9 protein-coding genes and 1 pseudogene are annotated in these 13,284 nt (G+C 38.7%); 6 read left to right on the top strand and 4 right to left on the bottom strand.

The features are described from left to right. The 4 genes and pseudogenes from ACO1O5_RS22075 to purN all read right to left on the bottom strand — a co-directional run. Nucleotides 1-810 (bottom strand): annotated as a pseudogene (locus ACO1O5_RS22075) (hypothetical protein); the annotation flags it as partial. Between the two features lie 164 nt (nt 811-974). Then, nucleotides 975-2,465, bottom strand: a complete 1,491-nt coding sequence (locus ACO1O5_RS22070) for an alpha-amylase (protein ID WP_486274158.1) — start codon at nt 2,463-2,465, stop codon at nt 975-977. Nucleotides 2,466-2,668: 203 nt separating this feature from the next. Next, nucleotides 2,669-3,418 carry a peptidase associated/transthyretin-like domain-containing protein gene (locus ACO1O5_RS22065; protein WP_486274156.1) on the bottom strand — a complete coding sequence of 250 codons (750 nt, stop codon included), beginning with the start codon at nt 3,416-3,418 and terminating at the stop codon, nt 2,669-2,671. A 112-nt stretch (nt 3,419-3,530) separates the two neighbouring features. Then, the gene (gene purN, locus ACO1O5_RS22060) at nt 3,531-4,118 is read right to left on the bottom strand and encodes a phosphoribosylglycinamide formyltransferase (RefSeq protein WP_486274154.1); all 588 of its coding nucleotides are present in this window, start codon (nt 4,116-4,118) and stop codon (nt 3,531-3,533) included. Between the two features lie 350 nt (nt 4,119-4,468). Here purN and ACO1O5_RS22055 point away from each other — a divergent pair, with 350 nt between their 5' ends. The 6 genes from ACO1O5_RS22055 to ACO1O5_RS22030 all read left to right on the top strand — a co-directional run bounded on the left by ACO1O5_RS22055 (nt 4,469) and on the right by ACO1O5_RS22030 (nt 13,202). Then, nucleotides 4,469-5,713: a c-type cytochrome gene (locus ACO1O5_RS22055; RefSeq protein WP_486274153.1), complete on the top strand. Its 1,245-nt coding sequence runs from the start codon at nt 4,469-4,471 to the stop codon at nt 5,711-5,713. A gap of 107 nt (nt 5,714-5,820) precedes the next feature. Continuing rightward, nucleotides 5,821-9,045 carry a TAT-variant-translocated molybdopterin oxidoreductase gene (locus tag ACO1O5_RS22050; RefSeq protein ID WP_486274151.1) on the top strand — a complete coding sequence of 1,075 codons (3,225 nt, stop codon included), beginning with the start codon at nt 5,821-5,823 and terminating at the stop codon, nt 9,043-9,045. 66 nt (nt 9,046-9,111) lie between these two features. Beyond that, complete coding sequence (gene nrfD, locus ACO1O5_RS22045) at nt 9,112-10,563, top strand: NrfD/PsrC family molybdoenzyme membrane anchor subunit (protein ID WP_486274149.1); 1,452 nt, start codon at nt 9,112-9,114, stop codon at nt 10,561-10,563. A 97-nt stretch (nt 10,564-10,660) separates the two neighbouring features. Then, the gene (locus ACO1O5_RS22040) at nt 10,661-11,245 is read left to right on the top strand and encodes a DUF3341 domain-containing protein (RefSeq protein WP_486274147.1); all 585 of its coding nucleotides are present in this window, start codon (nt 10,661-10,663) and stop codon (nt 11,243-11,245) included. A gap of 59 nt (nt 11,246-11,304) precedes the next feature. After that, nucleotides 11,305-11,940 carry a c-type cytochrome gene (locus ACO1O5_RS22035; RefSeq protein ID WP_486274145.1) on the top strand — a complete coding sequence of 212 codons (636 nt, stop codon included), beginning with the start codon at nt 11,305-11,307 and terminating at the stop codon, nt 11,938-11,940. 26 nt (nt 11,941-11,966) lie between these two features. Further along, the gene (locus tag ACO1O5_RS22030; RefSeq protein ID WP_486274143.1) at nt 11,967-13,202 is read left to right on the top strand and encodes a quinol:cytochrome C oxidoreductase; all 1,236 of its coding nucleotides are present in this window, start codon (nt 11,967-11,969) and stop codon (nt 13,200-13,202) included. Nucleotides 13,203-13,284 lie beyond the last annotated feature (82 nt).

Below are 13,284 nucleotides of genomic sequence, written 5' to 3'. Positions count from 1 at the left end.
TTCTTCAAAAACAATATCATCGGGGCCAGCAGAGGGGAAATGAATATCATAATCTTTGAAATTGGTAATCTGTTGGGCAACTTTTGTTTTAGTATTATACTTCCACAAATTCATTCTTAACTCTGGTCCGCGATCGGTAAGAAAATAAATTTCGTTGTTATGCCACATCGGAAATTCGTTGCCAGCTTCTGTATCAAGAGCAGTAATATTTTCTGACGTATTGTTGGTTAGATTAAAAATATGAATATCAGCTTTCCATCCGCCGCGGTATCTTTTCCAGTTTCGAAATGCCTGTGTGCGAAAAGTAACAGCAATTTCTTTTCCATCAGGAGAATAAGAAGCAAATTCTCCGTAGGCTAAGGGAAGTTTGTCTGCAGGGCCACCGGTCGAAGCAATCGTGTACAATTGATTAAATCTGTCTCTGCCGCTTTCTCTTCCCGATGCAAAGAGAACTTTTTTTCCATCAGGTTGCCAGCCAACAACACGGTCAGGATATCCATGAGAAGTAAGCCTTACCGGAACTCCTCCCATCGTTGGGATAACGTAGACATCTTTATTGCCGTCATAATTTCCTGTGAAAGCGATGCTCTTTCCATCAGGCGAAAATTTTGGAAAACTCTCCACCCCTGCCGGCGAACTTAATTTAATTGCTTCGCCCCCTTCTTTAGGAATTACCCAAAGATCATTGGCATAGGTAAAAACAATTTGTGTTTTTGAAACGTCAGGATATCGATATAAACCAGCATCGGTTTGTGCAAAAAGAGAGAGTATAAAAAATTGAAAAGATAAAAACAATACAAGCTTCTTCATGAAATTAATTTAGGCATTAAGAAATTAAAAGGGCCTTTAGAGGCCTGGATAAGCAATTAAAAATTAAAAAGTAAAGTAGTAAAAAATTTATTACACGAAAGAAGATTAAGGATGTGTGGTATTTCTTATCAATAAACAAAACAAATTATTGCGCGTGAAGTTGATTAAGATCGGCTGGGTTTCTCCACCCATACTGAAACTCCGCCAGCAGGTGCAAAAAACTCCGCCCATCCGTCCTCGTTAATTATTATTTTGGTTTTATTTTTTTTAAGCAGGTCAACAAATATTTTACCAGCATACCTTTTACCAATCTCCATTGTTTTGTTGCCGTTATCACCGTTAGTGAGAACGACGGCGCAACCGCTGTGTTGGTCATCACCCTCCCTTATCCAACCAATACAATTGGCATGATCAAAATAATCCCGTTGTGTTCCGTAAGCATGGTCCCTGCGGGCTTTCAATAAAAGTTCTATATTTTCAACAGCAGGGGTCCATATATCGTATTCATTGCCATCTTTTCCGTGGTCTTTGTAATTAGCTCCGTAAAGATCGGGGTAAAAAACACAAGGGTATCCTTCGTCACGAAGCAAAATCAGCGCATAAGCCAACGGCTTGAACCAAGGCTCCACCGGGGCTTCCAAAGCCTGCAATGGCTGTGTATCGTGATTGTCGATAACCGTAACCGCTTTATCAGGCATAATTTTTACAAGGGTGTTATCAAATATGGTCCGCATATCAAAATTATTTCCCTTTTTGGAAGCCTGGTGACAATTAAGCTGTAGTGAAGAATCAAAAAGGCTCATTCTTCCCTGCGTTGCTTCTATATATTTTACGAGTAGATGTAATTTTCCGGGCGCCCAATATTCGCCCACGGCAAATATTTCTTTACCTGCACTTTGGCGAAGGTTATCTAACCATTCGTTGTAGAAGGAAGCAGGCATGTGTTTAACTGCGTCCAGGCGAACCCCGTCAAATTTTACCTTGTCGAAATACCATTTACCCCATCTGCCCAGCTCTTCACGAACTGAGCTGTTTCTAAAATCAATATCGTTATACATGAGGTAATCGTAGTTGCCCTTCTCGTCGTCTATCATTTCCTGCCAGCCATCCCCAAAACTGTTTAAGATTTTAAATATGCCGCCTTCACTGAGGTTATAAGCATAGTCAACCCCTGTGAAACACATATAATCCCAAATGAAAGAGGAATACTTTTTTTTCCTGCCGGGGAAAGTAAATTTTGTAAAAGCTTCTATTTCGAAAGGTTCAGAAATCACTTCATTCCGGTTATCGGGATTTACTTTTACAACCTGTATTTTTTCAATTTCATCACCGCCTGCTTTATGATTCAAAACAATATCAACGATAGAATACATACCCTTTGCCCGGATCGCTTTAATAGCATTGATATATTCTCCTTTAGTACCGTATTTAGTTCTTATGCTGCCTTTCTGATCAAATTCGCCAAGATCGTATAAATCATAGCTGTCGTAACCAGTACTGTATCCACCGGCTGTGGCCTTAAAAGCCGGTGGCAGCCATATTGCTGTAAACCCGAGTTTCTTAAGTCGAAGTGCGTCTTTTCTTATTTGTTTCCATAATGTTCCATCGCCCGGTAAATACCAGTGGAAACACTGCAGCATAGTTCCTTTTAGCATTTAATAATGTTTTTTATTAAAGGAAAAATAAACGGGTTAACATTTTTAAAAGCTATTTGTTCAAGATAAAATCTACTACAATTTAGAGAAATTTATTTTAGGGATTTTGGAACATTGAGATGCTCCGTAAACAGCGAATTTTCCATTTTCAATTAGGTATGACCGTTAGCCTGCCAGATTTATTTATGTTTTAACTTGGGTAGTTATCGAATCCCTTGTTCTTTTTTAAATGCATAAGAAGTGCTCAAAATGTATTGGTAGAATTCTGCCAATGTACTTGATACTACGAACTCGTAGGAAGGCGTGTAGAGGTTTATATAACGCGTAAGCGTATCTCCGCTAAGCCCGGTAACTCTATGAATAACCTTCGGGCTGAAACGGTATTTAACATACCGTTCCTGTTCATTCAGGATTAACCTGTTTTGAAAAGCCAGGTTCTCTTTTCTTTTTCTTCGGTTGAACATTTCAATCAGGGCATCAAGATCGACTCCTGCTGCTCCTCCCGGCTCGAAAGATGATCGTAAGCCAGGCTTTTCATAATCAAAAATTTTCGAATATTCCATCCGGTTTTCTAAAGAATCGGCGTGGTAGGTATTTGAAAAAACAGTTACCCCCTGCAATAATTTGTATTTGGCGTTGATCTTTATCCGCAAGGAAATATCAAAAGCCGTATAATCCGTCATCAACTTCACCGGAAACTTTACCGTTGATTTGCCCCTGAAATTAAAACTGATGGAATCACTTTCTGATACATTTATATGATAGGCACCTAACGAATCTGTTACCGTTTCAAGGCCGGAAGTGCTGGAAACCTTTACGCCCGGTACCACGTAAAGTTTTGTGGAGTCGTAAACAGTTCCGGAGATGGTAATTTGCCCAAAAGCTTTTGTAAACTGCAGAAGCTGCAATAATATAAAAAGTAAAAAAAGCCTGAATAGTAGAAGTCTTTTCAAAATATTTATGATGCGTAATATTACATTAATGATCTTATCAAATTGCAAAGCAATCTTTTTTTAACGCTGATTTTGTAAATAGTTTCGCCCTTAAAAAGCAAGCTGAAATTTTTTAAATACTTTCCTTAGTGTCTATTAATCTTTCTATTTCTTTTGCGTATGACGCGTGTTCCAACTGATGAATTTTTTGCGCAAGGCTTCCGACAGTTTCATTTTCATCAACCGGGCATGTGGATTGAAAAATAATTTTTCCATGATCATATTTTTCGTCCACGAAATGAATGGTAATACCACTGAGTTTTTCCTTCGCTGCCAGCACAGCCTCATGCACCGCATTTCCATACATTCCTTTTCCTCCGTATGCCGGTAGCAGCGCCGGGTGTATGTTTACCATCTTGTTTCTAAAATTTTCAATTAGTACCGGAGGTATTTTCCATAAGAACCCGGCGAGTACAATGAATTGTATTTTATAATTTTTCAATTCCGCAACATAGCCTGTGTTGCGAAACATTTGTTTCTCTATCATTAAGACAGGAATGCCTTCATTTGCTGCAATCTTTAAGATGCCGGCGTTGGGGTTATTACAAACTATTACACTAATTTCTACTTTCGCAGAATTTCTAAAGTAGTCGATAATTTTTTGCGCATTGCTTCCGGCTCCTGACGCAAAAATGGCGATATGGATAGTTTCCTGTTTCATTTAAAGTAAACGGTGGGTTCCTGTATAACTACAAATTGATTTTTCGTTTCAATGTCGATTGGAGAAGAAACATACTATATTATTTAGCTATTCAAGATTTTATTCATTAAACTTAAGATGCACCAAAGATGCATTTTTTTGATTTTAAAATAGCGTATATATTTTCAAAATTTTGATTGTTTCATTTTCCTAATATGGAACTCATATCGCTGGCTCTCACGACAATAGTCATCTGAAATTCAGGCTGGGCAAGGATAAAAAAAAATAAAAAATGTTCACAGTTTGTCAACATCCTGCCTTATTTTTGCGCCAATAGAATTTTTTCCATTATCAAGACAGGTACTAAGTGTATGAACCAACTCACCAGGCTTTTTCTTAGAACAACCGCTATACTTTTTTTCCTTACATTAATTTCTTCTCCTCAATTTTTATTTGCAGGCGATGGAGAAACGCTCTTCAAAGCTAACTGCGCCAGTTGTCATAAACCACTGGAAGCATACGTTGGCCCGGCACTTAAGGGAGCTCGGGACAGGGAACCGTCTAAGGATTGGGTGTATAAGTGGGTGCCTAATACAACCACCATGGTAAATACAGATCCGTATGCCATGAAGTTGAAAGCGCAGTTTGGAAATGTGATAATGACTTCGTTTCCTGATTTGAAAAAGGAAGATATTGACGCTATACTCGATTATGCAAATAATTATAAAAAGCCAGGCGGAGCACCAGAAGGTCCGGTTACGGAACCCCAGTCTGATAACTCTCTTTTATATGGAATTCTCACTTTAATATTGGCATTAATAGGATTTGTTCTTTTGCAGGTTAATAGTAATCTCAAAAAACTTACCGATGAAAAAGACGGCCTTAAGACTCCAACCCCAGTTCCATTTTACCGCAATAAAGCTTATTTATTATTGGTGATAATTGTTCTCTTTCTGTTTGGCGGATATTTTTTGGTTGAAGGCGCTATGGGATTAGGTAGAATGCAGGGATATCAACCGGTACAGCCAATTTATTATTCCCACCGGGTTCATGCCGGCGACAACCAGATAAGTTGTTTATATTGCCATAGTGGCGCCCAGGATAGTAAACATGCCAATATTCCTTCAGTAAACGTATGTATGAACTGCCATATGGCTGTAAAAGATTTCGGGGGTAAACCATTAACCAGGGAAGATGGAAGTGCTGTAGACGCCAATGGGGAAATTCAAAAACTTTACGCGGCTGCAGGATGGAACCCAGCCACAAAAACTTACGATAAGCCAGGTAAACCTATTGAATGGGTAAGAATACATAATCTGCCTGATTTTGTTTACTTCAATCACTCACAACACGTTAAAGTTGGCCGAGTACAGTGCCAAACGTGCCATGGTGAAATTCAAAAGATGGATGAAGTGAAACAGTTCGCCGACCTAAGCATGGGATGGTGTGTGAACTGCCACCGCACTACGAATGTTCAATTCAACGATGATGCAGGCCACGGCAACAAGTTTTATAGCATTTACGAAAAATTTCATCAGGACATAAAAGATCACAAGTATGATAGTGTAACTGTTGAAAAAATCGGCGGTACCGAATGTATGAAATGTCACTATTGATAAAAAAGCAAAAATGCGGGTGTAAAAAAATGCTCGTGTCGAAATCAAACATAGAAATAAACGTCTTTAGTTTTTTGGAATTTTTAGAATTTTTCAAATAGAAATAAATGAGCGATAAAAAGTATTGGCAAAATTTTGAGGAACTACATCAAAATGAAGATGGGCTGAAGAAATTAAAAAATGAATTCAAAGAAGAACTTCCTTTTGAAGTGTTAAGTAATGAGTCTATTTTTAATGCTAAAACACCACGCAGGGATTTTCTAAAATACATGGGATTTAGCACCGCCGCCGCAACGCTTGTTGCAAGTTGTGAAATGCCGGTTCGCAAAACCATTCCTTTTTTAAATAAGCCCGATGACATGCTTCCGGGTGTTCCAAACTATTACGCTTCTACTTACTTGAATGATGGCGATGCGGTTCCGGTAGTTGTAAAACAAAGAGAGGGCAGGCCAATTAAAATTGAAGGAAACGATCTTTCTTCGCTCACTAACGGCGGAACTTCTGCGCAATGTCAGTCTTCGGTTCTGGATTTATATGACACGACGCGACTTCGCTATCCGCAGGCTAATGGTAAAGAAGCAACATTCGAGGCAATTGATAAAATGGTAGCGGACGGATTGGGCTCCATTTCGGGCAAACCGGTAGTTCTGTTAACTTCATCAGTTACGTCGATAACTACGAAGCAGATTATTTCGGAATTCCTGGCTAAATATCCAGGTAGTCGACACGTTCAATACGATGCCGTCTCATACAGCGGAATGATATTGGCTAACCAGGCTTCTTATGGCAAAAAGGCAATTCCTGCTTATCATTTTGAGAACGCAAAAGTGATAGTAAGCCTCGGTGCAGATTTTTTAACTACATGGTTAAGCCCTGTTGTTTTTGCAAATCAATACGCTCAAAACCGCAGAATTGATGAAGAAAGACCGGCGATGAGTAAACATTACCAGTTTGAAAGTCATTACAGTATTACGGGAGCAAATGCAGATGAACGGTATTTACATAAACCTTCTGAAACCGGTGCTGTAGCACTCGCACTTTTAGGTGCGCTGGGAGGTGGAACTTCTTCAAACATTTCAGGAAAAGTTGCTGACGGGATTAAAAAAGCTGCAGCGGACCTTTCTGCTAATAAAGGAGCAGCTCTTGTAGTTTGTGGCAGCAATGATCCCAACATCCAGATAATAGTCAATGCAATAAATGAAGCAATTGGTGCAGGTGGTAAAACGATTGACTGGAATTCCACTGTTAACTACCGACAGGGAATAGACGCAGATATGGTTGCGCTTACAGCAGATCTTAATGCGGGCAATTTGGGAGGACTTTTGGTTTATGGAGCCAATCCGGCCTACAGTTATTTTGCTGCTGATCAATTTATTGCCGGGTTGAAAAAGTGCCCATTTACTGTTTCGTACAGTGAAAAAATGGATGAAACAACGGAGCTGTGTAAATATGTAATTCCATCGCACCATTGGCTGGAATGCTGGGGAGATGCCGAACTGCAGACCGGTTATGTGAGTGTTATACAACCACTCATTCACCCGTTATTTAAAACCCGCCAATTTGAATCTTCGCTTTTAAAGCTTACAGGTTATGCAAATGACTATGAGGCATATTTTAGAAATTACTGGATCAATGATCAAAAGCTCGGGCTCGAAAAATTCGAAAGATTTTTGCAGGATGGAATAATGGAAAATTCCGAACTTAAGACACAATCCGCTTTCGTTAACGTTTTTGATTTAACGTCAGCTACGGCTGATGCAACTTCATCAGCAATTGGGGCGTCTGACTCCACTTCAAATAAATCTGCTTCAGAAGTACCTGTAATAGCAATGGGAAGTCTTCCATTTTCGGGAAATGTTACTGATGCTTCGTCCAAAATTGGTACTGTAAAGGGAGGAGAAATTGAGTTAGTGCTTTATCAAAACGTTTCAATTGGAACGGGCAGCCGGGCAAATAATGCATGGCTCCAAGAAGTAAGCGACCCTATTTCAAAAGCTACCTGGGACAATTATGCAATGATATCTCCTCAAATGGGTAAATCTTTGTTTGACGTAGATATTTTTAACAGGAATGATATGGACAAATATGAAGTCCATGTTCAAAAGCCGGTTATTAAAGTAACGGTTAATGGGAAATCATTAGAGCTTCCCATACTAATCATTCCTGGAATTCATCCCAATATAATTGCAATTGCAGTTGGCTACGGAAGAAAAAGTATTAATAGCGAAAAAACTGCGGAATATATTGGTCCGGCAGCTAATGGCGTTGGTGTAAATGTATATCCGTTTGCTTCTTATAATGGAACGACCGTTTCTTATTCCGCACTTGCAACTATAGAAAAAACTGGAACGACGTATCCTATTGCTCAAACGCAGGTTCACCAGATTACTGAGGGACGACCTGTAGTAAGAGAAATCACACTTAAAGACTTTATTGCAAGGCCTGATGAAGTTCAGGAAGACCGCGAAAAAGAGTTAAAGAAGTTTGGTGAAAATTTTGAACGCGACGGCACTTTATACCCAGTGTTTGACAAACCGGGAATTAAATGGGGAATGAGTATAGACCTGAATACATGTATAGGCTGTTCTGCGTGCACTGTCGCCTGTGTGGCCGAAAATAATATTTCTACAGTTGGTAAATATGAAGTCTCAAGGTTCCACGATATGCAATGGATTCGCATTGACAGGTATTTTACCGGTGATCCGCAAAATCCTGACATCGTTTTTCAACCGATGACATGCCAGCAATGTGATAATGCTCCCTGCGAGAATGTTTGTCCGGTATCTGCGACTAACCATAGCAGTGAGGGACTTAACCAAATGATATATAACAGGTGTATCGGGACAAAATATTGCGCAAATAACTGCCCTTATAAAGTACGTCGTTTCAACTGGGCAGATTATAACGGGGCGGATAGTTTCCCGGATAATCAAAGGGGAATTATTTCCGATGCCACCGCGGAACTGAACGCAGATTTGGAAAGAATGGTGTTGAATCCTGACGTAACAGTACGTTCAAGAGGGGTAATGGAAAAATGTAGTTTTTGCGTACAACGTTGCCAGGAAGGAAAGTTAAATGCCAAAAAAGAAGATCGTCCCTTAAAAGACCAGGAAGTAAAAACGGCATGCATGCAAGCTTGCCCTACGCATGCCATAATGTTTGGAAATGTGAATGATAAGGATAGCAAAATTGCCAAATTGAGGGCGAGGGAACAAAAGGAAAGAAAGTTTTATGTACTGGAAGAACTACATACGTTGCCGAATGTTAACTATCTGGAAAAGATAAGAAACACGGATAGAATGGTTGGAAATCTAAGTAAAAAGGAGAGCTAATAATTTAATGTAACATATAAATTAAAGAATACAGTATTCAAACTGTAGCAAAAGCTAAAACAGAATATGTCATTATTAAAATACGAATCGCAGTTAAGGGAACCTTTGATAGACGGAGATAAAAATTATCACCAGGTAACAGAGGATATCATTGGACCTATAGAAGCAAGACCCGGCAGATTATGGTGGATCGGGCTTTCGATTGCGTTATGCCTTTTACTTTTTGGGGTTTATTCAGTTTACCGCGAGGTTGCGTACGGAATAGGCCAATGGAACATCAATCACACTATTGGCTGGGGATGGGACATCACCAATTTCGTTTGGTGGATCGGTATTGGTCATGCGGGAACGCTTATTTCAGCAATTCTGTTGTTGTTCAGGCAAGGTTGGAGAACAGGTGTAAACCGGGCTGCAGAAGCTATGACAATTTTTGCGGTAATGTGCGCCGGGCAATTCCCAATATTTCACATGGGCCGTGTGTGGGTTGGGTTTTATGTAATGCCTTATCCTAATAGCCGGGGACCTTTGTGGCCTAACTTTAATTCGGCTTTGTTATGGGACGTGTTTGCAGTCTCTACTTATTTCACTGTTTCTTTACTATTTTGGTATTCCGGATTGCTGCCCGACCTTGCAACGGTGCGTGATAGGGCGAAGACAAAATTTAGAAAAATGTTTTATGGACTAGCTTCTTTTGGCTGGACAGGAAGCACTAAGCATTGGCAACGGCATGAGAGTCTTTCTCTTGTTTTAGCAGGTTTAGCAACGCCTCTCGTTTTATCAGTTCATACAATTGTATCCATGGACTTTGCCACGTCGGTAATTCCTGGCTGGCATACAACAATATTTCCTCCTTATTTTGTTGCGGGTGCAATTTTTTCCGGATTTGCTATGGTGCAATCACTATTAATTATAACCCGCAAAGTTTTACACCTGGAAGATTATATAACGGTAGGGCACATTGAAGCAATGAATAAAGTAATTGTTCTTACCGGATCTATTGTTGGTATCGCGTATTTAAGTGAATTATTTATTGCATGGTATAGCCAGAATCCATATGAATGGTGGGCTTTTCGCCAAAACCGAGTAAACATTTTTAGCCCTTATGGCTGGGCATATTATGGAATGATGTTTTGCAATGTTGTATCACCGCAGTTATTCTGGTCAAGGAAATTACGGAGGAATATAACATTTACTTTCTTTATGGCAGTATTGGTTAATGTAGGTATGTGGTTTGAAAGGTTCGTAATTATTGTAACTTCAATTTACAGGGATTTTCTTCCTTCTTCATGGAGTACTTATTATAGTCCCAGCATTTGGGAAATTGGGTTTTACCTCGGAACGTTTGGATTGTTCTTTACCTGTTACTTTCTTTTTGCTAAATATTTTCCTGTAATTGCTGTCGCGGAAATTAAAGCAATTTTAAAGACCAGTGGACAAAACTATAAAGTGAAAATGACGCCAACTGAAAAACTCGATTCAGAAAAATTCTATATTGAAGAGGTTGAGCACGCTCATTAAAAATCTTTTTTTAAAAGAAAGAAATATTTGTGGAAAACATTCTAATTAAAAATACTTTAAATAATTCCTGTTCAGGGAAAAATTGGGAGGTAATTATATGAGAAAAAAATTTGTAGTAGGTTGTTTTGAAGATGAAAAAGTTTTATTTCCTGCAGTTAAAAATGTAAGAAGATCCGGGTACAAAATTCATGATGTATACACTCCTTTTCCCGTTCATGGGCTTGATCATGCTATGGGATTGAGAGAAACCAGCTTGCACACAGTCGGTTTCATTTTTGGAATGACGGGAACTACCATTGCCATTGGGGGTATGGGCTGGATTTTTACTACAGATTGGCCATTGAATATCGGTGGTAAACCCCATTTCCCATTACCTGCATTTATACCTATTACCTTTGAACTTACAGTTTTATTATCGGCAGTGGGTATGGTGATGACGTTTTGCTGGCTGTGTAAAATGATGCCCGGCGTAAAAAAGCATCATTTTCACCTAAGGGCAACAGACGACCTTATGGTGATGGTAATTGAATGCACAGAAAAAACAAATGAAGTTGAAGTGCAAAGTTTTTTGCAAAGTAATGGCGCACAGGAAATAAATGTTCAGGAGGCTGAAGATGGATGGTGGTTTGGCCGCTACGACAGAGAACAAAAATTGTATAAAACGGAAGAAGTAGGATATTAGTGAGTATTAAAAGTTTTTTGGGGATTAAATTAAAATTGGTTGGACATTATTTTTGAAGTATGAAAAAAATAAAAATTCTTTTGGCTTTTTTATTAATGGCGACATTGGCAACAGTTTTCGAAAGCTGTGATAGCAAGCGTGAACCTGGCAAAATATATATGCCGGACATGACCTATAGCCGTGCTTATGAAGCGTATGCTCCCAATAATTTGAAAGACGAAAACATAAATTATATCCAATATCCTGTTGAAGGCACCATAAGAAGAGGTGACTTATTACCTTTTACCCTTACAAAAGATTCTGCAGGCTATGCAATGAGTAAAGACCTTAAGGATCCTTTACCTCTGCTTGACTCAATACAAATGTCAGAAGCGCATAGATTGTTTAATATTAATTGTGCTATCTGCCATGGTCCTAAATTGGATGCGCAAGGCCCTTTATCTACCGGCGGAAAAATACCTGCTGTTGCAAATTTAACATTGAAACAATATGTGGATATGCCTATTGGTACCATGTTTTATTCTATTACTTATGGCAAGAACAACATGGGAAGTTATGCATCTCAATTAACAAAAAAGCAAAGATGGATGGTATTGCAATATGTAAAATCACAGCAATTGCAAGGAAGCGAAACTACCGATTCTACCAAGAAGGGAAGCGGCCCGGTTAAAGATTCGGCGACTGTGAAAAAATAAAGCTTAATTCTAAAAATAATTTTTTAATGAACAATCAGTATGTAACACCTGCAATATATAAGAAGTTTTATGTAGGATTTATGGTTGCCGGATTGCTTACTTTAATATTGGGTGTAATCTTCTTAAATCCCGCGGCCGGATCGCATGGAGGTAATTTAAATAGTACCCGTTTTTGGGCGGTGTTACTTCAGAATGGATTATTTTGGCTCTTTCTCCTTAATATAGCAACTTTTTTCATGGTCATTTGTATATTGGCGATGTCAGGTTGGCAGACAGCCTTCCGCAGAGTTTCAGAAGCACTTTCATCAGTAGTGCCACTAATGGCCATTCTCACGTTAATAATTTTATTTAGTATAGTTTTTGGGCATCGCGGAGATATTTATCCATGGCTCGATAAGGAACTGGTAAGCCATGATAAGGTGCTTAAAGGTAAATCGGGTTTTCTAAATCCTGTATTTTATTCCATTGCCTCACTTTTATTTATGGGTATTTGGATATTGGTAAGTAAAAAATTGAGAGACTTTAGCAGAGAAAGTGATGAGATGGGTACTATGGATTATGAGACAGGTAAAAAATGGATGAGCAAAAATTTCTTTTGGGCCGCAATATATATTGTGTCCTTTGGTTTATCTGTCGGCTCAATCATTCCATGGCTATGGATAATGAGTATTGATGCTCATTGGTTCAGTACGATGTTTAGCTGGTACACGTTTGGAAGTGTCTTTGTTTCGGGAGTGGCGCTTATCACCATATTTGTCATTTACTTTAAAAACCAGGGTCAGCTTGAATTTGTTACACAAGAACATTTGCAAGATCTGGGTAAATTTATGTTTGCATTTTCCATTTTGTGGACTTACTTGTGGTTCGATCAGTTCATGTTAATATGGTATGGAAACGTTCCGGAAGAAACTATATATTTTAAATCGCGACTGCAGGGAATTTATGAAGGACTATTTTATTTAAACCTCGTTTTAAATTTTTTGTGTCCTTTCCTGATATTTATGAAGAGGGTAACCAAAAGAAATTATACGATCGTAACTTTTATGTGTGTGCTCCTTATTTTTGGACACTGGATAGATTTTTACCTGATGATAATGCCGGGCACGGTAAAAAATAATCCTCATTTAAGTTGGTTTGAATTTGGGATTCCATTAGGTTTTATTGGTTTTATTATGTGGGGCGTAAGCAGGTTTGCATCAAAAGTACCCATGACGCCTATGAATCATCCCTTTCTTAAAGAAAGTATTATACATCATACATAAAAATAAAAGTGTGATTTTAAAGAATTTGTTTATTGAAAAAATAAAATAGAATAAATTAAAACCGGGAAGAAAATCGGGCAAA

Source organism: Ginsengibacter sp., from assembly GCF_057362405.1.
This window is presented reverse-complemented; position numbering and strand designations above follow the sequence as displayed.